Annotated in this window: 18 protein-coding genes and 1 tRNA gene; 12 read left to right on the forward strand and 7 right to left on the reverse strand. The window is 74.9% G+C overall.

Annotated features, from left to right (window positions below; translation table 11 throughout):
- Positions 1 to 328 precede the first annotated feature (328 nt).
- The 6 genes from E0D90_RS09400 to E0D90_RS09425 all read left to right on the forward strand — a co-directional run bounded on the left by E0D90_RS09400 (position 329) and on the right by E0D90_RS09425 (position 7369).
- The gene (locus tag E0D90_RS09400; protein WP_130797329.1) at positions 329 to 1753 is read left to right on the forward strand and encodes an SCO2321 family membrane protein; all 1425 of its coding nucleotides are present in this window, start codon (positions 329 to 331) and stop codon (positions 1751 to 1753) included.
- Positions 1753 to 2583, forward strand: coding sequence for an SCO2322 family protein (locus tag E0D90_RS09405; RefSeq protein ID WP_130797330.1), 831 nt, complete (start codon positions 1753 to 1755; stop codon positions 2581 to 2583). The genes E0D90_RS09400 and E0D90_RS09405 overlap by 1 nt, the downstream gene beginning before the upstream one ends.
- Entirely contained in the window at positions 2580 to 3866 is a 1287-nt protein-coding gene (locus E0D90_RS09410; protein WP_130797331.1) for an energy-coupling factor transporter transmembrane component T, read from the forward strand. The genes E0D90_RS09405 and E0D90_RS09410 overlap by 4 nt, the downstream gene beginning before the upstream one ends.
- Positions 3863 to 5560, forward strand: a complete 1698-nt coding sequence (locus E0D90_RS09415) for an ABC transporter ATP-binding protein (protein ID WP_130797332.1) — start codon at positions 3863 to 3865, stop codon at positions 5558 to 5560. The genes E0D90_RS09410 and E0D90_RS09415 overlap by 4 nt, the downstream gene beginning before the upstream one ends.
- Positions 5557 to 6507 (forward strand): ECF transporter S component, encoded by a 951-nt coding sequence (locus E0D90_RS09420; protein WP_130797333.1) that lies wholly within the window; start codon positions 5557 to 5559, stop codon positions 6505 to 6507. Before E0D90_RS09415 ends, E0D90_RS09420 begins: the two co-directional genes overlap by 4 nt.
- 280 nt (positions 6508 to 6787) lie before the next feature.
- A complete protein-coding gene (locus E0D90_RS09425) occupies positions 6788 to 7369 on the forward strand; it encodes a TMEM165/GDT1 family protein (RefSeq protein ID WP_103502871.1) in 582 nt (193 codons plus the stop codon).
- Between the two features lie 95 nt (positions 7370 to 7464).
- Here E0D90_RS09425 and E0D90_RS09430 read toward each other — a convergent pair whose 3' ends face one another.
- The 3 genes from E0D90_RS09430 to E0D90_RS09440 form a co-directional block, all read right to left on the reverse strand.
- Positions 7465 to 8118: an HAD-IA family hydrolase gene (locus E0D90_RS09430; protein WP_258037153.1), complete on the reverse strand. Its 654-nt coding sequence runs from the start codon at positions 8116 to 8118 to the stop codon at positions 7465 to 7467.
- Between the two features lie 170 nt (positions 8119 to 8288).
- A complete protein-coding gene (locus E0D90_RS09435) occupies positions 8289 to 10430 on the reverse strand; it encodes an MDR family MFS transporter (RefSeq protein WP_130797334.1) in 2142 nt (713 codons plus the stop codon).
- A 174-nt stretch (positions 10431 to 10604) separates the two neighbouring features.
- Positions 10605 to 11450, reverse strand: coding sequence for a hypothetical protein (locus E0D90_RS09440; protein WP_227870097.1), 846 nt, complete (start codon positions 11448 to 11450; stop codon positions 10605 to 10607).
- 287 nt (positions 11451 to 11737) lie between these two features.
- Between E0D90_RS09440 and E0D90_RS09445 the strand changes: the two genes are divergently transcribed.
- Complete coding sequence (locus E0D90_RS09445) at positions 11738 to 12385, forward strand: DedA family protein (RefSeq protein ID WP_130797335.1); 648 nt, start codon at positions 11738 to 11740, stop codon at positions 12383 to 12385.
- A 160-nt stretch (positions 12386 to 12545) separates the two neighbouring features.
- Here the strand turns inward: E0D90_RS09445 and E0D90_RS09450 are convergent.
- Positions 12546 to 12617: transfer RNA gene (locus E0D90_RS09450), tRNA-Val, on the reverse strand.
- A 294-nt stretch (positions 12618 to 12911) separates the two neighbouring features.
- On the opposite strand from E0D90_RS09450, the gene E0D90_RS09455 reads away from it, so the two are divergent.
- The 4 genes from E0D90_RS09455 to E0D90_RS09470 all read left to right on the forward strand — a co-directional run bounded on the left by E0D90_RS09455 (position 12912) and on the right by E0D90_RS09470 (position 16404).
- The gene (locus E0D90_RS09455) at positions 12912 to 13691 is read left to right on the forward strand and encodes a DUF4097 family beta strand repeat-containing protein (RefSeq protein ID WP_130797336.1); all 780 of its coding nucleotides are present in this window, start codon (positions 12912 to 12914) and stop codon (positions 13689 to 13691) included.
- Positions 13692 to 13784: 93 nt separating this feature from the next.
- Positions 13785 to 15170, forward strand: coding sequence for a hypothetical protein (locus E0D90_RS09460; protein ID WP_438827383.1), 1386 nt, complete (start codon positions 13785 to 13787; stop codon positions 15168 to 15170).
- A 54-nt stretch (positions 15171 to 15224) separates the two neighbouring features.
- Positions 15225 to 15458, forward strand: coding sequence for an FmdB family zinc ribbon protein (locus tag E0D90_RS09465; RefSeq protein WP_130797338.1), 234 nt, complete (start codon positions 15225 to 15227; stop codon positions 15456 to 15458).
- A gap of 94 nt (positions 15459 to 15552) precedes the next feature.
- A complete protein-coding gene (locus tag E0D90_RS09470) occupies positions 15553 to 16404 on the forward strand; it encodes a DUF4383 domain-containing protein (protein ID WP_130797339.1) in 852 nt (283 codons plus the stop codon).
- 49 nt (positions 16405 to 16453) lie between these two features.
- Here E0D90_RS09470 and E0D90_RS09475 read toward each other — a convergent pair whose 3' ends face one another.
- From E0D90_RS09475 to E0D90_RS09485, 3 genes are read right to left on the reverse strand one after another with little or no spacing between them, the layout of a single operon-like run.
- Positions 16454 to 17383, reverse strand: a complete 930-nt coding sequence (locus E0D90_RS09475) for an HAD family hydrolase (protein WP_227870098.1) — start codon at positions 17381 to 17383, stop codon at positions 16454 to 16456.
- Positions 17380 to 19872: a phosphoribosyltransferase gene (locus tag E0D90_RS09480; RefSeq protein ID WP_130797340.1), complete on the reverse strand. Its 2493-nt coding sequence runs from the start codon at positions 19870 to 19872 to the stop codon at positions 17380 to 17382. Before E0D90_RS09480 ends, E0D90_RS09475 begins: the two co-directional genes overlap by 4 nt.
- Positions 19869 to 21029 carry an HpcH/HpaI aldolase/citrate lyase family protein gene (locus E0D90_RS09485; RefSeq protein ID WP_130797341.1) on the reverse strand — a complete coding sequence of 387 codons (1161 nt, stop codon included), beginning with the start codon at positions 21027 to 21029 and terminating at the stop codon, positions 19869 to 19871. The genes E0D90_RS09480 and E0D90_RS09485 overlap by 4 nt, the downstream gene beginning before the upstream one ends.
- A 106-nt stretch (positions 21030 to 21135) precedes the next feature.
- Here E0D90_RS09485 and E0D90_RS09490 point away from each other — a divergent pair.
- Positions 21136 to 21729: TerD family protein (locus E0D90_RS09490; protein WP_130797342.1), on the forward strand; the 594-nt coding region annotated here is incomplete at its 3' end.

The following is a 21729-nucleotide window of genomic DNA, read 5'->3' on the forward strand; positions in this document are numbered from 1 at the left end:
CGCACACCCTCGCCCAGGACCACCCACAGGCACCGGACCAGCCCTCCGCCGCCGCCCCCGCGCCCGTCCGAAGCGTGCCGGATACAGTGGGCGCCGCAGTACTCGTCCCCGCGCGGGGGAAGTCCGGTGTGAGACCGGCGCTGACCCGCAACCGTGTACGGCCCGCCCGCGGGCCGCCAGCCGGAGCACCCGCGTGAGGGACCCGCACTGGCTCCCGGTCGTCCGACCGGCACCGTCGAGGAACACGGAGCTGAGCCCCGGTGCGCCACAGCCCCGCGCTGTGGTGGATCGCCGCGCCTCGGCCCACCACAGCGAAAGGCGACCGATCATGAAGCTGCGCCGCAGCGCGGCGGCCCTCACCGGGGCCGCCCTCCTGCTGGGGGCCGGACCGGCCGCATACGCCCAGGACTCCGACGACAGCGGCGAGGCCGGCAGCGCGTCGGCCGACGGTCTCTACGGCGAGACGGACCCGACCTACGACGGTGTCTGGCGCCAGTCCGCGACCGTGCTGGCACTGCACGCCTCCGGCCGCCAGGCCCCGGACGCCGCACTGGAATGGCTGACCGGCCAGCAGTGCGACGACGGTTCCTTCGCCTCCTTCCGCGCCGACGCCTCCGCGCCGTGCGACGACGACACCATGGCCGACACCAACGCCACCGCGCTGGCCGTCCAGGCCCTGGCCACCGTCAACGGCACCGACGACGCGGACGCGCGGGCGGCCCTGGAGTGGCTGCGCGAGGCGCAGAACGAGGACGGCGGCTGGCCGTACACCCCGGGCGACGTCACCGACGCCAACTCGACCGCGGTCGTCATCGGCGCGCTCGCCGCGACCGGCGAGGACATCGACGCCTTCACCGCCGGCGACGCCTCCCCCTATGACGCGCTGCGCTCCCTGCAGCTGGCCTGCGGCGCGGAGGGCGGCGCCCCCGGCACCTACGCCTGGCAGCCGGACGCCGACTCCGGCGAACTGTTCGCCAACGAGCCCGCGACCGTCGACGCCGGCCTCGCCGCCTACGGCGCGGGGCTGCTGGTCGAGCCGGTCTCCGGCGGCGGCGCCCCCGCCGCGCCCTCCTGCGAGGAGGACGGCGAACTGCCCACCGAGGACGCGGCCGAGGCCGGAGCCGCCGCCGTGGCGGAGCTGGTCGCGGGCGAGGAGGGCGCGTTCGTGCCCAACGCGTTCGCCGACGGTGCACCGGACTTCGGGGCCACCACCCGTGCCGTCCTGGCACTCGCCGCCGGAGGCTACGGCGAAGCGCTGAACGAGCCGACGCTGTGGCTGGAGGAGAACCACACCGACTGGGAGGGGTTCCAGGACAGCCCGGCAGCCCTCGCCCAGCTCGCACTCGCGGCGCACGCCTCCGGGGCCGACCCCGAGGACTTCGGCGGTACCGACCTGCTGTCCGGACTCACCGCGCTCGGACCCGCCGAGGACGGCGCCGGGACGGGTGAGGAGGAGACCGGGGGTGACGATGCCGGTGACGCGTCGGACGGCTCCGACGCCGACTCGGACTCCGATGACTCCTCCGCCGCCACGCTGTGGATTCTCGGCGCCGCGCTGCTGGCCGGTATCGGTGGCGGTGTGATGCTCTCGCTCAACCGCCGCCGCGCCGGGACGCGCGACGCCGACGCGCACGCCGCCGACGGTACCGACGCCCCGGGCGACGGCGGCTCGTCCGACGGCGGCTCGTCCGACGGAAGCTCGTCCGACGGAGGCAACTCCGGCAGCGGTACCTCCGGAGGGTCCGGCTCCTGATGCGCACCGCCGTCACCCGTCCGCGGTGCCTGGCCCCGCTGCTGGGCGCCGCGGTGCTGCTCACCGCCCCGGCGGCGTGGGCGACACCGTCCACGCCGAGCGCGGCGGGCGCGGTGGCGGCGGCGCACGCACCACCGGTGGCGACAGCGGGTGAGCGCCCTGCGGCGCTCGCCGCCGAGAGCCCCACCGGCTACCGCTACTGGTCCTTCTGGCTGCACGACGGGGACGGCGACGACACTACGGCCGACGGCGACGACTGGCGCTACGCGACGCAGGGCCCCGGCACGCTCCGCCCCACCGACGGCGCCGTACTGGGCTTCCGGTTCGGCATCGGCGCCAGCGCGCGCGACGCCGGCGCGCCACGCGAGGCCCCCTCCTTCGGCGTGATCTGCGCGGATGTCCCCGAGACATCCGGTGAACGCCGCGTGGCGCTGGTCCTGGACTTCGGGACGGCCGAGGAGGCCCCCGACGGGGAACGACCGCCCGAACCTGCCACCGCCTGCGCGCTGCTGCCGGACGGTGCGACGGCCGCCGAGGCGCTGGCCGCAGAGGCGGAACCCCTGCGGTACGCCCGCTCGGGTCTGCTGTGCGCCATCCGCGGCTACCCGGAGCACGGCTGCGGGGAGGAGGCCACCGCCTCCACCACCGACCCCTCCGACACAGACACAGACACAGACACCGACACCGCCGAGCCGGACGGCTCCGCCGGTCCGACCGCCGATCCCGGCGGCGACGGGGTACCCGGAGGCGCCGGGCTGTGGCTGGGTGTGGCGGCGGTGGCGCTGCTGTCGGCCGCGGCGCTCGGGCGTGGCCGCCGGCGGGAACGGTGAGCCGCGCCCGCACCCCGCGGCCGGCGTCCGGGCTCCGGCTGCCGCGCGCCCCGCTGGCAACCCGTGCCAACGCGCTCCACGCGGGCGCCTGGTGGCTGTGGGCGCTCGGGCTGGCGACGGCGGCCTCCCGCACCACCAACCCGCTGCTGCTGGCCCTGATCATCGCCGTGGCGGGCTATGTCGTCTCGGCTCGCCGCACGGACGCGCCGTGGGCGCGGGCCTTCGGCTTCTTCCTCGTGCTGGGCGCCGTGGTCGTCGCCGTGCGGGTGCTGTTCGCGATCGTGCTGGGTTCGACGGTCGGCGGCACCCATGTGCTGTTCACCCTGCCGGAGCTGCCGCTGCCCGGCTGGATGGAGGGCGTGCGGCTCGGTGGGCGGGTGCTGGCCGAGGGCGTGCTGTTCTCCTTCTACGACGGGCTGCGGCTGGCGACCCTGCTGATCTGCCTGGGCGCCGCCAACGCCCTGGCCAACCCGGCGCGGCTGCTGAAGTCGCTGCCCGGCGCGCTGTACGAGGCCGGGGTGGCGGTCGTGGTGGCGATGACCTTCGCGCCGCAGCTGATCGGTGACGTGCTGCGGCTGCGGTCCGCGCGCCGGCTGCGCGGTCGCCCCGACCGGGGCCTCAGGGCCCTGGCCGGGGTAGCGCTGCCGGTGCTGGAAGGCGCGCTGGAGCGGTCGGTGGCGCTGGCGGCGGCCATGGACGCGCGGGGCTACGGGCGCAGCGCGCGGGTCCCGGCGGCGGTGCGGCGGACCACGGCCGCGCTGACCCTCGGTGGGCTGCTCGGGGTCTGCCTCGGCAGCTACGGGCTGCTGGCGGCCGGAGGGGCGGCGTTCGGCCTGCCGGTTCTGCTGACCGGGCTCGCGGCGGCCCTGGCCGGGTTGTGGCTGGGTGGACGGCGTGCGGTGCGGACCCGGTACCGGCCCGACCGCTGGGGCGTGCGCGCCTGGCTGGTCTCGGGCTCCGGCGTCGCGGTGGCGGCGCTGGTGGTGGTGGCCGCGGCGACCGACCCGGCGGCGCTCAACCCGCCGACGGTGCCGCTGACCGCCCCCTCGCTGCCGCTGTGGCCGGCCGCCGCCGTGCTGTGCGGACTGCTGCCGGCGCTGGTGGCGCCGGTCCCCGCTTCGGCCCGGCGCGACCCACACGACTCGGGCGACCGCACCACGCCCCGCGCCACGGATCACGACACCACCACGCACCGCGACACCACCACGGACCGCGACGAAACGCACCGCGACGAAACGCACCGCGACAGCGCGGGCCGGCAGGCCGGGGAGGCCACGCGATGATCCGCTTCGACCAGGTGACGGTCACCTATGCCGACGCCCCCGAACCGGCCGTACGGGAGCTGGACTTCGAGCTGCCGGAGGGCGAGCTGACCCTGCTGGTGGGGCCGTCCGGCGCGGGCAAGTCCACCCTGCTGGGCGCGGTCTGCGGCCTGGTGCCGCACTTCACCGGCGGCACCCTGGACGGCCGGGTGACGGTGGCGGGCCGCGACACCCGTACCCACCGGCCACGTGAACTGGCGGACGTCGTCGGCACCGTCGGCCAGGACCCGCGCGCCCACTTCGTGACGGACAACGTCGAGGACGAACTCGCCTACGGCATGGAGTCGCTGGGGCTGCCCCCGGCCACCATGCGGCAGCGGGTGGAGGAGACCCTGGACCTCCTCGGCCTCGCCGAGCTGCGCGACCGGCCGCTGACCGCCCTGTCCGGTGGCCAGCAGCAGCGCGTCGCCATCGGATCGGTGCTGACCACGCATCCCCGCGTCCTCGTCCTGGACGAGCCCACCTCGGCGCTGGACCCGGCGGCGGCGGAGGAGGTGCTGGCCGTCCTCCAGCGGCTGGTCCACGACCTCGGCACCACCGTGCTGCTGGCCGAGCACCGCCTGGAGCGGGTGGTCCAGTACGCCGACCGGGTGCTGCTGCTGCCCGGGCCGGGAGCACCCGCGGAGCTCGGCGATCCCGCCGAGATCATGACGCGTTCTCCCGTCCGTCCGCCGGTGGTGGCACTGGGACGGCTGGCCGGGTGGTCGCCGCTGCCGCTCTCGGTCCGCGACGCCCGCCGCCGGGCCGGTCCGCTGCGGACGCGGCTGGCGGCCTCCGGCCCGGCGCCCGCCCCGCGCGCCCCCGCCTCGTCGCACGCGGGCGACGGGCCCGTGGCCGAGGTGACCGGGCTGTCGGTCCGGCGTGGGCGCGGCACCGTGCTGCACGACGTGCGCCTGTCCGTCCACCCGGGCGAGAGCGTGGCGCTGATGGGCCGCAACGGCGCGGGCAAGTCCACGCTGCTGCGCACCCTGGTCAAGATGCACCGCCCGGCCGCCGGGCGGGTCCGGGTCGGCGGGGCGGACCCGGCGCGGACCGCCCCCCGCGACCTGCTGCGGCTGGTCGGCCTGGTGCCGCAGGACCCCCGCGACCTGCTGTACGCCGAATCGGTCGACGACGAGTGCGCGGCGGCCGACTCCGACGCCCGTGCCACGCCCGGGACATGCCGCGCGCTGGTCGCCCGGCTGCTGCCCGAGGTGCGGGGAGCGAGCCATCCGCGTGACCTCTCCGAGGGGCAGCGGCTGGCACTGGCGCTCTCCGTGGTGCTGACCGCCGCGCCCCCGCTGCTGCTGCTCGACGAGCCGACGCGCGGGCTGGACTACGCCGCCAAGGAGCGGCTGACGGAGGTGCTGGCCGATCTCACCCGTCGCGGCCACGCCGTGGTGCTGGCCACCCACGATGTGGAACTGGCCGCCGAACTGGCGCACCGGGTGGTCGTACTGGCCGAGGGCGAGGTCGTCGCGGACGGGCCGACGGCCGAGGTCGTCGTCGCCTCACCGTCGTTCGCACCGCAGGTCGCCAAGATTCTGGCCCCGGACGGCCGGCTCACCGTCTCGGAGGTGGCCCGCGCCCTGGCCACCGGTGCCGGCGACGGCGACGGCGACGGGGACGGGGACGGGCAGACGAACGGTGCCGGCGACGGGGACGGTGCGCCGTGACGGCCCCCGCCCCCACGGCGGGGCCCGCCGCGCCGGTCCGCCCCGTCGGCTTGGGCCCGCGTTCGGGCGCCGCGGTGGGGCTGCTCACCGCGATCGGGGTGGCGGCGTTCGGCTGGCCGCTGCTGGCGGACGAGTTGTCGGGGCTGGCGCACTCCGGTGACGCCCCCTGGCTGTTCGCCCTGCTGCTGCCGCTGCTGCTGGCGGTGGTGGTGGCCACCGTCTCCGAGGGCGGCCTGGACGCCAAGACCGTCGCGATGCTCGGTGTGCTGGCGGCGGCAGGGGCGGCGCTCCGCCCGCTGGGCGCGGGCACCGCCGGGCTGGAGCCGATGTTCTTCCTGATGGTGCTGGCGGGTCGGGCGCTGGGCGCGGGGTTCGGCTTCGTGCTGGGCGCGGTGACGATCTTCGCGTCGGCGCTGCTGACCGGCGGGGTCGGGCCGTGGATGCCCTTCCAGATGCTGGCGATGGCTTGGGTCACCATGGGCGCGGGGCTGCTGCCCGGCGCGACGCGACTGCGGGGCCGCGCCGAGCTGCTGATGCTGGCCGCCTACGGCGCGGTGGCCTCGCTCGGCTACGGCCTGGTCATGAACCTCCAGGGCTGGCCCTACCTGGCGGGGATGGGCACCGGCATCTCCTTCGTGCCCGGGGACCCGCTCCCCGACAACCTGCGGCGGTTCGCCGCCTACGCCGCCGCGACCTCGCTCGGCTGGGACGTGACCCGGGCCGCGCTGACCGCCGTGCTGGTGCTGTCACTCGGTGGACTGATCCTGCGGGCGCTGCGCCGGGCGACGCGCCGCGCCGCGTTCAACGCGCCGGTGGTCTTCACCGGCGCGGCCGGTGGGACACCGGCGGCACCGCCGGCCTCCCTGCCGTCCGACGACGCGGCCGGCGGCGCGCCGACCGGGCCCGGTGCGCCGCCCTGGCGGGGTGACGGGCCCCGTCGGCCCTGATTCCGCACCGTTCGGCCGTCCTCGGACGGCCCCGGCGAGGCCGGTGGCCATGCCGTAGAGTGGTGGGGTCTGAAGGGGAGTAGCTCTTCGCCGGACCGTCGACATACTGGCCCCGCCGCCTCGTGCGGAGCGGGCCCGGCGCCCGGAGCGGACGACGGCGTGTGAACGCGCCGCCTCCGCCAGCGAGACCTTCGGCCAGCAGTGTCCATGACGCTGCCGTGCCGAAGCCTGCGCTCCCGCGGACCCGTCGGCACGGCACCCTACCGACGAGGTGTCCCCCGTGTTCAGCTTCACCGTCGCCGCCGTGACCTTCGGCGTCGTCTTCCTCGCCGAGTTGCCGGACAAGACGGCGCTCGCCGGTCTGGTCCTCGGCACCCGCTACCGCGCGTCCTATGTCTTCGTCGGTGTCGCCGCGGCGTTCGCCGTGCATGTCGCCCTGGCTATCGCCGCCGGTTCGCTGCTCGGCCTGCTGCCGCAGCGGCTGCTGGCGACCATCGTCGGGCTGCTCTTCCTCGGCGGCGCCTTCCTGCTGCTGCGGCAGAAGGACGAGGCGGAGGACGACGTCAGGAAGCCCGCCGACCAGTCGTTCTGGAAGGTGGCGGGCAGTGGGTTCATGCTGATCCTGATCGCCGAGTTCGGCGACCTCACCCAGATCATGACGGCCAACCTGGCCGCCCGCTACGACAACCCGGTGTCGGTGGCGCTGGGCGCCGTGCTGGCGCTGTGGGCGGTCGCGGCCATCGGCATCCTGGGCGGCCGGGCACTGATGCGCCGGGTTCCGCTGCGGCTGATCACCCGGATCGCGGCGGCCGTGATGGCGGTGCTGGGCGTCTGGAGCCTGGTGGAGGCGATCACCGGCTGAGCCCAGGGCCACGGCCGGGTGTGCGGGGCGGTCGGCGACGGCCGCCCCTCGCCGGGCTCAGCCGCAGGCTGCGGGCAACGGGTCCGGGCGCGTGGTCAGGCGAACGTCAGGCGGACGTGGCCGCCGGGCAGGGCGTGGACCCGCACACCGGTCAGGTCGGCGACGGCGACGTCCGGGCGCTCGGCGACGGCGCGCGGCCCGATGCCGAGCACGCGCATCCCGGCGGCCCGCGCCGCGGCTATTCCGGCGGCGGAGTCCTCCAGGACGAGGCAGTCCTCGGGCGGGACACCCAGCTCGGCCGCGCCCTTGAGGAATCCCTCCGGGTCGGGCTTGCTGGCGCTGACGGACTCGGCGGTGATCCTGACCTCCGGCAGCGGGAGCCCCGCCGCCGCCAGCCGGGCGGTGGCCAGCGGCAGGTCGGCGGAGGTGACCAGTGCGTGGGTGACCCCGCCCAGCGAGGCGAGGAACTCGGCGGCGCCGGGGATCTCGACGACCCCGTCCATGTCGGCGGTCTCCTCGACGAGCAGCTGCCGGTTCTCCGCGAGGTTGACCTCCACCGGGCGGCCGGGAAGCAGTTCGGCCATCGTGGCGTAGCCCTGCCGGCCGTGGACGACCGCGAGGACCGCCTCCGGCTCCAGCTCCTGTCGTGCGGCCCATCTCCGCCACACCCGCTCGACGACGGCGTCGGAGTTGACGAGCGTGCCGTCCATGTCCAGGAGCAGGGCGTGTGCGGTGAGTTCACGGGTCACGAGGTGCGGGCTCCGTCAGGGGTCCGGGTGCGTTTACCAGAGCGGTTCCGCCCGAACGGTCGGGGACGGGCGGAACCACTTTGTTCTTCAACGATACAAAACAAGGGGCGGTCCGTGCCACCCCCCTGCGTGAACTCTCCGTGTACATCGCCGGCCCGAGCTCATCACGGTCAGCGGTCGCGCGGCCGGGAAGGCCCCCCGCCCGCCGTGTCCCCGCCGTCACTGTCGCCGTCGCCGTCGCGGGACTCGCCGGCGCCGTCACCTCCGTCGGGCACGGCACCCCCGGGCCGCCCGTCGCAGCGGTGCCACTCGGCGGAGGAGCCCCCGATCTCGGCGCTCAGCTCGCTCACCAGCAGGCTCAGGTCGTGCGGCCGGTCCGGGGTCCACCAGTCCCCCAGCAGCTTGGACAGCTCCTCCTCCCGCGCGGTGACCAGCCGGGAGGTGAGCCGGCGTCCGTTGCCCGTGGCGACCAGCGGGCTCCCCTGGTGGACCAGCAGCCGGCGCTCCCGCAGCTGCCTCACCGCGCCGTCGATGACGTCGGCGGGCACCGCGGTGCGATCGGCGAGCAGGCCCGGTTCGACCGAGCCGTACCGGTTGACCCGCAGCAGCAGCCAGCAGGACGCGGGCTGGAGATCCGCGCCCGCGGTGCGGCCGATCGAGCGGTAGAGGTCGCGCCGCCCGCTGCGGGTGGAGAGGATCGACAGGGCCCGCGCGCACTCGTCCCGCGAGGAGCGCTCCACGGTGTTGGTGGCGACCGTCTGGCTGGCGTCGGGCGCCTGGACGCTGCCGCGCAGCGGGTCCTCGTGCAGCAGCCAGGCCAGCACATGGGCGAGCAGCACCACCGGCACCGCGTAGAGGAAGACGGCGGTGATGGCGTCGGAGTACGCGGACAGCACGCCCGTACGTGCCCCGCCGGTCAGCTCCGCGACGCCGCGCGGGTCGTGCAGCAGGGAGTCGGCGCTGACCCCGGCCGGCAGCGGTTCCCCCGCCAGGGTGTCCCTGAGGTTGTCGGTCAGCAGCCGCGTGAAGATCGTGCCGAACACCGCGACACCGAACGCGGCGCCGACGGAACGGAAGAAGGTCACCCCGGAGGTGGCGACGCCCAGGTTCCGGTAGCTCACCGCGTTCTGCACGGCCAGCACCATCACCTGCAGCACCAGGCCGAGGCCGGTGCCGAAGACCAGGAACGTCAGGCTCATCCGCAGGGTGCTGGTGTCGGGGCTCAGCGTGTGCAGCAACAGCAGCCCGATCGCGGTGATCGCCGTCCCCAGGACGGGGAAGATCTTCCAGTGCCCGGTGCGGGTGATCAGCTGCCCGGAGAGGGTCGAGCTGATGAAGATGCCGACGACCATCGGCAGGATGTGGACGCCCGACATGGTCGGGGTGACGCCGTGGACCACCTGGAGGAAGGTCGGCAGATACGTCATCCCGCCGAACATCGCGAAGCCGACGATGAAGGCGATGCCGCAGCACAGCGCGAACGTGCGGATCGTGAACAGCCCCAGCGGCAGGACCGGCTCGGCCGCCCGGCGCTCCACCAGGACGAACGCCGCCAGCGCGGCCACCGTCAGCACGGCCAGCCCGACGATCTGCCAGGAGAGCCAGTCCCAGGTGGTCCCGCCGAGGGAGGCGATCAGCACCAGCCCGGCCGCGACCGCGGCGACCAGCCCCGTCCCGGCGTAGTCGATGACATGCCTCTCCCGGTGCACCGGGAGGTGCAGCACGGTCGCGACCACCAGCAGCGCGAGGACTCCGAACGGCAGGTTGATGTAGAAGACCCAGCGCCAGCTGAGGTGGTCCACGAAGACCCCGCCCAGCAGGGGTCCCAGCACGCTGGTGGTACCGAAGACCGCGCCGAACAGCCCCTGGTAGCGGCCACGTTCACGTGGAGTGACCAGGTCGCCGACAATCGCCATGGAGAGCACGATCAGCCCGCCGCCGCCCAGCCCCTGGAGGAAGCGGAAGCCGATCAACTGCGGCATGTTCTGCGCCGCGCCGCAGAGCATCGAACCGATCAGGAAGATCACGATGGCGGTCTGGAACAGCCGGCGGCGCCCGTACTGGTCGCCCAGCTTTCCCCACAGCGGGGTGCCGGCCGTGGAGGCGAGCAGATAGGCGGTGACCACCCAGGAGAGGTGGTCGATGCCCCCGAGGTCACTGACGATCGTCGGAAGCGCGGTGGCCACGATGGTCTGGTCGAGGGCGGCGAGGAAGAGACCCAGCATCAGGGCGCCGAGCGAGAGCCACAGCGTCCCCCGGTGCTGCTCCTCCCCCGCCGGCGCCCGCACGGTGGGCGCGGACTCTGCCGCCATACGGGGCCTCCTGTGACCGGACGGGCAGGGCAGGCCGACCGCACCCTGCGCGGACATCTCGTCCCATGGTGTCCGCAATGCCCGTCAACGGCCTCCCGGGCGCCGCCGCCGGGAGGGCCGACGGCACCCGGTGGGTCGGGCGCCGTCGCCCTCGGCCGGCGGGGACGCCCGCGGTCAGGCGTGGACGCCGCGCCAGGCGGGCTCCCACTGGGCCACCCGCTGGTCGCTCACCCCACTGGGCAGCCCGCCGTCGATGCCGATGACCGCGGCGGAACGCTCACCACGCGACCCGCCCGGGTGAACCGGGGCCGCCCGCAGCTCGGAGGCGCCGCTCCCGGCCGCTCCGCCCTCGGCTGCTTCGGCCGCCACCGCGTCGCCCTCCACCGCGTCGCCCTCCACCGCGCCGCGCGCGCCGTGGCCCGAGGGGAGGCTGCCGAACGGGACGCTGAAGCAGGCGGCACGCGGCCCGGCGGAGCCGGGCGGGTGGTGGCCCTCGTGCCCCGTCGACGTGGCGCGCTCGTGCAGCACCACCGACCGGGCCTCGCCGGGACGGAACGTCCACTCCTGCCGGGCGGCGGACCGTCCCGCGCCCGCTTCGCCGGCGGTGAGGTCGAGCCAGACCTCGTTCGCGGGGTTCGCCAGCGCGGGGTCGTCACCGGTGACGTGCTGGTAGTGCGGGCCGGAGTCCGCCGGTGCGACGCCGCAGGGATCGGTGTGCACATGTGCCCCGAACGTGTGACCCGGCTGGACGCCACTCACGCTCAGCCGCACCGTCGTCCGGCCGTCGACGATCCGCTGCTCGACCTCGATCCGCGCCCCGGCGGGCACCAGCTCCCGGTCGTAGGTGACCGCCGCCGCGGCCGGCGACTGGCCGGGGGTACCGAACTGCCCCCACGCCCGCAGGTGGTAGCCGCCCCGGTCGTCCACCCCCGATGTCCGGGCGTCCTGCGCCGCCGCGCCCCCGCCGCCGCTCAACGCGACCGCGCCCAGCGCCGCCACCGCGGCCGTCCCCACACGCACCCGTGCACCTCGCACAACCCCTGCCTCTCCGTCGGCACCACGTCACCGTCCGCTCCGCGAACGGCTCCCAGAGTGCCTGCCGCGAAGGCCCCGCAGAGACCGCGCGCACCCTCATGCACCGAGCGAGGTACACAGGCGTACGCTGTATGGCGGAGCGGGTCGCGGGCGGACGCACCCCCTTCAGCGGACGGAACTTGGTACGGCGCGCCGGAGCGGAACCGCCCGGCACACGGCGCCGTACGGCAGCGGACGGCGACGAGCGACACCGCCGGGGACGGGGCACACACATGGTGGAGACCCTCGGTGTGCTGTTGTACGCGCCCTGGATCTACGTCATCGTGATGGCCTCCATCCTGCTGGACGTCTTCGTCCCGGTGCTGCCCAGCGGCGCCGTCGTCGTCACCGCCGCCACCATCGCGGCGGGCACCGCGGCCGGAACGGCGAGCTTCCCGGCGCCCATGCCCGGCAGCCATCTGCCGGAGCTGTTCGTGCTGGTCCTCTGTGCCACCACCGCCTCCGTCCTCGGCGACCTCGCCGCCTACCGGCTCGCGCTGCGGGGCGGGGAACGGTTCGACTCGGTCATCGCCCGCTCCCGGCGGCTGTCCACCGCGCAGCGGCGGATCGGTTCCGCGCTCGCCCGTGGCGGCGGCCCGCTGGTGGTGCTCGCCCGGTTCGCCCCGGCGGGCCGCGCCGTGGTCAGCATCGGTGCCGGCGCCACCCGCCGCCGCAAGCGCGACTTCCTCCCGTGGTCGGCTCTGGCCGCCGTCGTGTGGACCGCGTACAGCGTCGGTCTCGGTTACCTCGGCGCCCAGCTTCTGGGCGCGGGCTGGATCAGCACCGGCCTGTCCCTGGTCGCGCTGCTGGCCGCCGGAGCCGCCGCGGCGGTCCTCCTCCGGCGCCGTCCCGCCCCCGGTACCCCGGCCCCGGCTGCCTGACCGCCCCGGCGCGCCACCCGGCCCCGGGCACGGCCGGGGGACCGCCCGCAGGCGGTGCGGTCGGCGGCAAGCGTCGAGTGGATGCGCGAGAAGCGCGGGAGAGGGCCGGGGAATCCCACCGGCAAGGGGCCGGCGATGGCGTGCCCCGGAGACGAACGAGTGGGCGCAACAGGGATCGAACCTGTGACATCTTCCTTGTAAGGGAAGCGCTCTACCGCTGAGCTATGCACCCGGACGCCCACACCTTACCTGGCCGCGCGCCCGGCCGGGCAAGCACCGGTCGCGGGTGGGGCTTTCCCCACCCCGAACCAGGTGGCGGTCCCCCTTCAACGAGCGCCCCGCGGCGCCTAGCGTGGAAACGCACCGTCCGTCAGTTCGCTGTCCGGCCGAGGCCGTTCCGCCCGCTCCACTCCGGTCTCCGCGCTCCGCCGCGCGCCCGGAGCACCCGCCGCACTCCGACCGTTCTCCCGTTCGCGGTCCGCCCGCTCCCCGTCCGCCCGTTCGCCTGCCTGTCGCTGGAGATGTCATGACCTACCGAGCCAACCGGACCGCTCCCCGCGTTCTCCTCGTCGCCGGAGCCGTGCTGCTGGCCGGCATGATCGTCTCGTCCTGCTCCGCGCAGAGCATGAGCGTGGACGGGGAGGAGCGGACGTTCACCGTGAACGCGGACGAGCTGGTCGTCGACTTCGACGACTCCGCGATCACGCTGCTCCCCGACGACTCCCTGTCCGGGGAGATCCACGTCACGCGCTGGTTCACGGCGTCCGGCCTCACCGGCCGGGCGGAGGTCGACTGGAACTTCTCCGACGACGGGACCCTGGTGCTGCGCACCACCTGCACCGGGCTGCTGGCCCGCTGCGAGGCCCACCACGAGATCGCCGTACCGGCGGACCTGCCGGTCCGCGCGGAGGGTGACAACGGCGACGTACGAGCCGAGGGCTTCGTCGCCGGGGTGGACATCACCACGCACAACGGCGCGATCGAGGTGAGCGGCACCGAGGGACCGCTGACGCTGCGCAGCCACAACGGCGGCGTCACCGCGACGGGGATCACCTCCGACGAGGTGCGGGCCAGTACCCACAACGGGGCGATCGAGGTGGCCGTGACCAACGCACCGAGCCTGATCGAGACCAGCACCCACAACGGCTCCACCCGGGTCGAGGTCCCGGGCGACACCAGCTACCGGGTGGAGGGCGAGACGCGCAACGGCGATCTCGACCTGGGCGTCGACGCGAGCGGCGACAGCCATCTGATCTCGGTGCGCTCACACAACGGCGGGATCACCGTGGCACCGGCCGCCGGCTGAGCCGCTCCCCGCACGCACGGCCGCCATGTCCACCCTCCCGCACGACCGTACGCCCGCACCCTCGCCCCGCCCCTCCTCCACCAGGGGCACGGGATGGAACAATGGGTGGCGTCGTACGGCATCGGCGGGGAGAGGGACCACGTGAGGCTGAGAGGCACCGCAACAGAGCTGGCGCTGCAGGTAGTACTGCCACTCCCCCTCCTGGCCGCCGCGGTGCTCGCCGTTCCGGGCGCGTTCACCGGTGGCGGCACCCGCCGCTGGGGCCGGGGCCGCGCGGAGGACCTCCGGCTGGAGGCCCAGCAGGCCAAGGACGCGGCCGCCGCCGCCTTCTACGACCTGGACACCGCGCAGCGCGATCTGCGGATCACGATCGAGACGATCACCGCCGTCGGCGACTCCAAGCAGGCGGCCCGGGTCGGTGTCGACTTCGCCGAGTTCGGGCAGCGCATCGACCAGGTCAGCCACGAGTACATCAACGTGATGGACGCCCACGACCTGGAGGACCCGCAGCTCGACGCGGCCACGGCCTCCCGCGCCCGGCACGACCTGTCCCGCATGCGGGACCAGCTGGTGCAGGCCAAGGTCGACCTGGAGCGGTTCGGGCACGGCCTCGGCCCGATGCTGGAGAAGGCCGAGAACCAGCTGCGCCAGGTGGCGCCCGCCGTGGAGCGCGCCAAGCGCTCGCTGCTCGCCGCGACACAGGCGCTGGACGCGGTGCGCGCCGCGCGGCTTGAGGCGGACGAGCTGGCGATGTCGCTGGCCCAGCTGGGCCCGGAGCTGCGCATGCTGAACGAGGGCGCGGCGCAGCACGGGGTGCAGGCGACGGTCCAGCGGGCGGAGGACGTGCAGCGCCGCGCGGAGCAGATCACCGCCGAGGCCGAGCGGATGCCGCAGCAGGCCGCCGACATGGACCGGCGGCTCACCTCGCTGCGGACCAGGGCCCAGGCCATCGCCACGCGTGCGGAGCAGGTCGACCCGGTTCTCTCCGAGCTGCGCCGTCGCTTCTCGGCGGCGTGCTGGCAGGACCTCCAGCGGGTGCCGCAGCAGGCGGCGGAGTCGGTCCGGCAGGCGGAGGAGACCCTGCGGGAGGCGCAACGGGCCCGCGACGAGCAGCGCTGGAGCGACGTCAGCGCCCGGGTGACCACGGTGCAGGCGCTGCTGGCGCGCACCGACGAGTCCGTCTCGGCGGCGGGCGACCGGCTGCGCCGGCTGAACGAGGTGTCGTTCGACCCGAGCAAGGAGATCGAGAAGACCCGGTTCACGGTGCGCGACGCCCAGCGGATGGCGATGTCGGGGCGGAGCGTGCCGGAGCCCCGGCACGCGGAGCCGCTGGACCTGGCGGTGGCGCGGCTGGACCGGGCGGTGGACGCCCTGGAGCGGGGTGGCCGGAACCCGGACTACTGGCTGTTCCTGGTGGAGATGCAGTCGGTGCGCGACATGGTCGGCGCCGTCGTGGACGACATCCGCGGCCGCCGCTGACGGCGTCACCCGGTCCCCTCCCCGGTCGTCGGGTCCGGGCAGTAGGCTGCGGGCATGCCCCGTTACGAGTACCGCTGCCGTGGCTGCGGCGACCAGTTCGAGCTGTCCCGCCCGATGGCGCAGTCGAGTGATCCGGCCACCTGCCCGCAGGGGCACACCGACTCCGTGAAGCTGCTCTCCACCGTGGCGCTGGGCGCCGGTACCGGGGGCGCGGGGGCGGCGGCTGCCGCGCCCGCGGCGCCGGCCGGTGGCGGCGGTGGCTGCTGCGGGGGCGGCTGTTGCGGTTGAGGGCTGCGGTTGAGGGCTGCGGTTGAGGGCCGGACGATCTGACGGGATTCTGTAAGCGAGAGCGGTTTGTCCGTTATCGCGAGGAGGCCCGGATATGTCTGCCCCGTCGGCTGTGCATGGTCCCCGGCACGCGCGCCGGAGCGCGCTGCACCAACTGCTGCACCGCACAGGTACGCAACTGGACGAGGAGCTGCCGGTCGACCACCGGCTGAGCCTGGTCTACCGGATCGGCGCCGGGCTGATCGGCACCGGGCTGGTCGTCTTCGGCGTGCTCGGCCTGGTGCGGCGGCTGGGGGTGTTCACCACGGCCGACAGTGCGGTGCTCGGGCTGAACACCAACGGCGCGCTGAGCCTGATCTCCATCTTCTTCGGCGCCTTGCTGTTCACCGGGATGCTGCGGGGCGGCAACTTCGCCTCGACGTTGAACATCGTGATCGGCACCCTGTTCGTCGCCAGCGGCTTCGTCAACCTCGCGGTGCTGGAGACCGGGCTGAACGTCCTGAACTTCCGCATCCAGAACGTGCTGTTCAGCTTTGTCGCGGGCATGCTGCTGCTGGTGTTCGGCATGTACGGGCGGGTGGCGGGGCGGCTTCCGCGCGACAACCCGTACTGGCGGGCGCGGCACCCCGAGAACGCCGCCGCCGGCCGGGAGCGGGAGGCGACGCGGCTCAACCGCCGCGAGCTGGAGGACCGGGCCGGGCGCGGTACCGGTGGCGCCACCCCGGGCCCGGCCGTCGCCGACCCGGCAACGGCCAACGCGCGGCCCGAGGTGTCCGCGGACGTGCCTCCCGGCGGCAGGGCACCCGGCTACGAGTCCACGGCGACGCCGCCCGCCGCCCCCGGGGCCGGCCGCTCGCAAGTCGCCACGGACATCAGGGACCGCGGCGACGACCGTCCGGCGGGACGACACCGCTGGTGGCGGAGGTTCGGCGGCAGGCGCCACTGACCGCCCGGCGGCCCGACGCGGAGCGCTCCTCCCCGGCGGGGCCACCCGCTCAGCTCTGGCGGGCCCCGGTGGCGCGGGCCAGCGCCGCCGTGAGGATCTGCTCCCCGCAGAGCACGCCCCGCGTGGGCAGTGCGGTGATGTGCGGGGCGCTCCACCCGGTGTCGGCGAGTTCGCCGTGGCCGGGCCGCCAGCCGTGGTCGGCGGCGTGCAGCAGGTCGGCGTCGAGCAGCGAGTCTCCGGCGGCCAGCACCTCGCGGGCGCCGGTGCGGCGCGCCACCTCGGCGACGGCGGCGCTCTTGGTGAGGGGACGCGGCACGAGGTAGACCTTCCGCCCCTGAACCGAGACGGTCCACCCCCGCTCGCCGGCCCAGTGGGCCAGCTCCTCCGCCCACTGCGGCGGGAACGCCTCGCGGTCGACCACGAGGTAGCAGAAGAGGTCCTCGGCGGTGCGTTCCTTCAGCAGCCAGGCCGGGTCGGCGGTGGTGCGCAGCCGTTCCCGGACCTCGGGCAGCGGGGCGCAGCCGCCCTCGATCGCCCGGCTCACCCGAACGTCCCACTCGGGGTCCGGTTCGCCGTCCACCAGCAGCCGGCCGCCGTTGGCACAGATCGCGTGGCGGGGCGGCGGACCGGGCAGCCGCAGCCTGCGGTACTGCTCCACGGTCCGGGTGGTGACCGGCACGAACCGCGCGACGTCACCGGGACGGGACGCGAGGTCGGTCAGCAGGGCGGCGGCGGTCTCGGTGAGGTACGACAGTGGACGGGCCTGGTAGACCTCGACGCACAGCAGCCGGGGCGCCAGGTGGTCGGGCCCGTCGAGGGCGAGGGCCGCCGCGGAGTAGATGAGGGTGCGGTCCAGGTCGCTGGCGAACAGTACGGGGCCGTCGGCGGACGGCGCCGGGGTGTTCGCGTGGGGTGCGTGGGGTGCCTGGGTTGCCTGGGGAGCGTCCGCGCGCGTGGCGGGAGTGGGGCGGCCGGTCATGACGCGGCCCTGCCGTCCGCACCGGTGGCGCCACGGGTGTAGCGGGGGTGGATGAGGCCGACGCAGCGGTAGGGCAGGTCGTCGGTCCACTCCACGGGGACACCGCGCTGTTCGGCGAGGAGCAGGATGTGGTCCAGGTCGGGACCCGCGTCGCGGCGCGCGACGATCCGCCACGGAACACGCCGCAGCAGTACCCGGGTGGTCTCGCCCACGCCGGGTTTGACCAGGTTGACGTCGTCGATGCCGTACTCCTCGCTGACGCGGCGGACGGCGGCCAGGCCGGCCCAGTGCGGCGCGCGGTCGGCGTCGGCGGGCATCGGCCCGGGGCGGGCGTCGTCGAAGTGGGCGGCGACGGCGTCGAGGAAGGTGCCGGAGACGTCGGCGTCCGCGAGTTCGCGGTAGAACTTGGCGCCGTGGTAGTCGTCCGGGCCGACCAGGTCGGCGCGCAGGACGGTGCGGGAGACCAGGCCGGAGACAGTCGAGTTCAGGCAGGCCGAGGGGATGAGGAAGTCCTCGCGGGTACCGAAGGTCGTGACACAGCCGCCGGGGTCGGCCAGCACCGCGAGCGCGGGGTCGAAGCCGGGGAACGCGTCGAGGGCGTCGGCCAGTTCGCGCGTGATGGCGCCCTTGCCGGTCCAGCCGTCCACGAAGACGACGTCGGCCGGGTCGTGGTGGGCCGCCAGCCACCGCAGCGCCGTGGTGTCGATGCCCTGGCCCCGCACGATGGACAGGGTGTAGTGCGGCAGGTCGACGCCGTGGGTGTGCCGCGCCCAGCGCCGCATCAGCACGCCGACGGGAGTGCCGGCGCGGGCGAGGGAGACCAGCACCGGGGTGGTGCCCGCCCCCGGCCGGGTGCGTTCGGCGAGCACGGTGTCGGTGACGGTGGCGACGGCCTGCGCGATGCGCGGGGCGGTCGCCTCCAGCGCGGTGTGGAAGAGCCGCTGGTAGCCGGCGCTGGGCTGGTACTCGACGGGCAGCGACTCCGCGTAGTGCGCGCCGCCGCTCTGGATGGCCTCCTCCCGCTCCTCGGTGGGCGCCTCCAGCGCGACACCGGACAGGTCCTGGAGCAGCCAGCCGACCTCGTCCCGGGCATAGGAGGAGAAACCCGGGCCCCGCAGGGGGTCGGGCAGCGGGGTGTGGGAGGGCAGCACCGCGTAGCGCAGCAGGGGTGTGTGCCGGGCGAGGTGGTCCAGGAGACCGCCCTCGGCGTGCAGGGCCGGAGTGTCCCCGGTGCTGTCGGTGACCAGCACGATGGCGTCCCAGGTGCCGCCCGCGACGTTGTGGGCGTGGCGCGGGGCGGGCGGTTCACCGGTGGGCAGGTCGTGCGCGGGAAAGGTGACGCGGCTGCGGATGGCGTAGCCGGGGTCGTCCACCGGCAGTACCGGGGAGCGGGTGGTGGTGGAGAAGTAGACACCGGGGCCGTCGGTGTCGGACGGGTCGGTGCCTGCGGCCTCGGTGGCTGCGGCCCCGGTACCGGCGGCGGGCGTGGTGCCCCGGGCGTCGTCCAGGGCGGCGGCGATCCGCAGCGGCGCGTACATCAGCTCCTCCGTGCCCAGCACCAGCACCCGGCGGGCCTCGGCGGGCAGGGAGCCGGCGAGGCGGGCGCCGATCGCGGGCAGCGCCGCCTCCAGCCGGACGCGGTGGGCGGGGGTGAAGCCGTGCCGGCCGCCGTCGGGCAGGCCGGTGGGCCAGCCGAGTTCGACCCGCACCGCGTCCGCCGTGGCGCGGGGGCCGGCGTCCGCCTCGGCGGCGCCGCTGACAGCGTGCTGCTCCGCGACCAGGCGGCGCCCGCGCTCCAGCACGTCCTCCGGAAGCTCGACGGTGCCCGCGCACAGCGCCACCACATCCACCTCCGCGCCGAGGTCGGCCGCGGTCTTGCGCAGCGCCTCGTCATCGGCGGCGGAACGCAGGTCGGTGAGGGCCACGATGACGTAGCGGGCGCGGGGCGCGCGGCGGTGCAGGGCGTGCAGGGTGTTGCGGACGGTCCGGCCGGTCGACAGCTCGTCGTCGACCAGCACCAGCGGGCCGGTGCCGGTCAGCAGCGCGGGGTCCTCGGGGAGCAGCAGATGGGAGGTGGCGTGGCTGTGTTCCTCCTCGAAGCCGCCGGCCTGCCGCACGCCGGGTACCGCCCGGCGGGTCGAGTGCAGGTAGGGCGCGCCGAGGCCGTCGGCGACACTGTGGCCGAGGGCGGTCGCGGTCTCGGCGTAGCCGAGGACCACGGCGTCTTCGGCGTCCGGTCCCAGCAGCTCCCGCACCCGCCGGCCGAGCCGTACCCCGGTGCCGTGGACCAGCGCGGGGCGCTGCGGGATGTGCTTGCCGAGGACGTGGGAGACCAGCAGGTGCGCCCGCTTGGGATTCTCGCGCAAGGCGAGGCCGAGCAGCGCGGGGAGTCCCTCGCCGCGCAGGGTGACGCCCAGCCGGTCGGCGACCCAGTCGCCGGACCAGGGTGGGGCGGGCCGCGGGCCCGGCCGGTGGTGGTGATCGTTCATTTGATGCCCGCCTCCAGCAGGTCCACGTAGTCCACGCCGTCCCGGGCGACCCCGAAGACCTCCGCGCGCAGCAGGGTGCGCGCGGCCCAGCTGCGGTGCGGCTTCACTTCGTTCATCTTGTTGGTGTAGGTCGAACGCAGCACGCCGCCCCCGTCGGGCCCGGCGTTGAGGATGTCGACGGCGTCGCAGAACTCCTCGTGGCTGACGACGGAGAGCGCGTGCACCGCGGCGACGTGCGAGGGGTGGATGCAGGTCTTGCCCTGGAGCCCGTTGGCCCGGTCCAGCTCGATCTCCTGGAGCAGTCCGTCCATGTCGTGCTCGATGAGCCGCTCGCGCAGTTCGACGCGCCCGCGGAAGGGGCTGGTGCGCAGCTGCGGCTGGAACATGCGGGGCTGGACCCGGAAGTACTCCCAGACCGGTCCGCTGATGGTGAAGCCGCTGCCGTCGGCGCGGCCGAAGACGTTGACCACGTCGGCGATGACGGAGGCGACGGGGTGGACGTCGTAGACGGTCATGTCGGGGGTGCGGCGCAGCCCGTAGACGGAGCAGAAGTCGGTGACGCCGATCCGCAGGGCGGGTATCCGCTCGCGGTACTTCTCCAGCAGCCGGGCGGCGTCGGCCAGGCCGGCGGCACGGGTCTCCAGGTGCATGAGTTCCGGTGACTCCAGCACGGGCATGGCGAGCAGTCGCCGGCCGCCGCGGGCCTCCGCCGCGACCAGCGCCTCCAGGAACTCCTGCCCGGCCGCCGCCGTGAACTTGGGCAGTACGTACCCGGCGAGAACGGCGCCCGCCGCGCCCAGCCGCTGAGTGAGGGAGAGGATCTGGCCGGGGTTGCGGACCCGGATGAAGATCAGCGGCAGGGAGTCCAGCGGGCTCTCACGGTGCAGCCGGGTCAGTTGGCGGACGAGGTTCTCCTCGGCGCCGGCGACCTCCGCGTCGCTGATGGAGTCCTCCAGGCACAGCACCATCGAGACGACACCGCGCGCCGTCTGCTTGTGCACGTCGCTGACGAGCCGGGGGCGGGTGGCGGGGCTGTAAAGGGTGGCGCCGAGCGCGACGCCCAGCGTGCGGACGTCTGAGTCGAGGTCGAAGGGGGCCGGTTCCTGGTGAAACAGCGCCCGGCGCTCCGCCGTACCGAGCTGCCCGTAGTGCCGCATACCGTGTTCCCTCGTGCCCAGCTGTCTCACCCGTGCGGACAGACCCAGCGGCCAATCGTACGATCAGCTTTGTTTCTCCCGTGCGGCGGCAGGCAGGATCTTCGGTATGAACCATGTGTCCAACAGGGGAAGAACGGTCCCGCTGCGGCTGCCCGTGGTGCGGGCCGCGATCCACTGGACGCCGGGCTCGGCGGCTGCTCCGGCCGGCCGGCGCGGGGGTCGCGCGGAGCCTGCCGGACCGGCCGACGTGGACACCTCGGCGCTGCTGCTGGACCCGGCGGGGCGGCTGCGCTCGGAGCGGGACGTCGTCGGCCCCACGCTGCCCGCGCACCCGTCCGGCCAGGTGCGCCGGCTGCCGAAACGGCACCACCGCGAAGGCGTCATGGACGCGGTGGAGGTGCGGCTGGACGGGCTGGAGCCGGAGGTCGCCGCCGTGGTGCTGGCCGTCTCCTCCGACGGCGCGCCCTTCGGCGGTTCTGGCTCGCTCCAGCTGACCCTGTGGGACGTGGAGGGCGACGCCCCCGTGGCGGTGCTGCCGCTGGCGCCGACCTCGGCGGCCGACACCGCGCTGGTCTGCGGCGAACTGCACCGCACGCCCGGCGGCTGGGAGTTCCGAGGGGCGCGGCGGGGCTACCAGGGTGGTCTGGCGGAGCTGACGTCGGCACACTCCGCCCCGGCGGGCCGTCCGGCCGCTCCCCCA

Source organism: Streptomyces otsuchiensis, from assembly GCF_004305975.1.
Taxonomy (GTDB): Bacteria; Actinomycetota; Actinomycetes; order Streptomycetales; family Streptomycetaceae; genus Streptomyces; species Streptomyces otsuchiensis.

Coding starts and splice junctions, on each gene's coding strand:
- E0D90_RS09400 (WP_130797329.1), top strand. CDS start 329: ATGAAGCTGCGCCGCAGCGCGGCGGCCCTCACCGGGGCCGCCCTCCTG.
- E0D90_RS09405 (WP_130797330.1), top strand. CDS start 1,753: ATGCGCACCGCCGTCACCCGTCCGCGGTGCCTGGCCCCGCTGCTGGGC.
- E0D90_RS09415 (WP_130797332.1), top strand. CDS start 3,863: ATGATCCGCTTCGACCAGGTGACGGTCACCTATGCCGACGCCCCCGAA.
- E0D90_RS09435 (WP_130797334.1), bottom strand. CDS start 10,430: ATGGCGGCAGAGTCCGCGCCCACCGTGCGGGCGCCGGCGGGGGAGGAG.
- E0D90_RS09445 (WP_130797335.1), top strand. CDS start 11,738: ATGGTGGAGACCCTCGGTGTGCTGTTGTACGCGCCCTGGATCTACGTC.
- E0D90_RS09455 (WP_130797336.1), top strand. CDS start 12,912: ATGACCTACCGAGCCAACCGGACCGCTCCCCGCGTTCTCCTCGTCGCC.
- E0D90_RS09460 (WP_438827383.1), top strand. CDS start 13,785: ATGGAACAATGGGTGGCGTCGTACGGCATCGGCGGGGAGAGGGACCAC.
- E0D90_RS09465 (WP_130797338.1), top strand. CDS start 15,225: ATGCCCCGTTACGAGTACCGCTGCCGTGGCTGCGGCGACCAGTTCGAG.
- E0D90_RS09470 (WP_130797339.1), top strand. CDS start 15,553: ATGTCTGCCCCGTCGGCTGTGCATGGTCCCCGGCACGCGCGCCGGAGC.
- E0D90_RS09475 (WP_227870098.1), bottom strand. CDS start 17,383: ATGACCGGCCGCCCCACTCCCGCCACGCGCGCGGACGCTCCCCAGGCA.
- E0D90_RS09480 (WP_130797340.1), bottom strand. CDS start 19,872: ATGAACGATCACCACCACCGGCCGGGCCCGCGGCCCGCCCCACCCTGG.
- E0D90_RS09485 (WP_130797341.1), bottom strand. CDS start 21,029: ATGCGGCACTACGGGCAGCTCGGTACGGCGGAGCGCCGGGCGCTGTTT.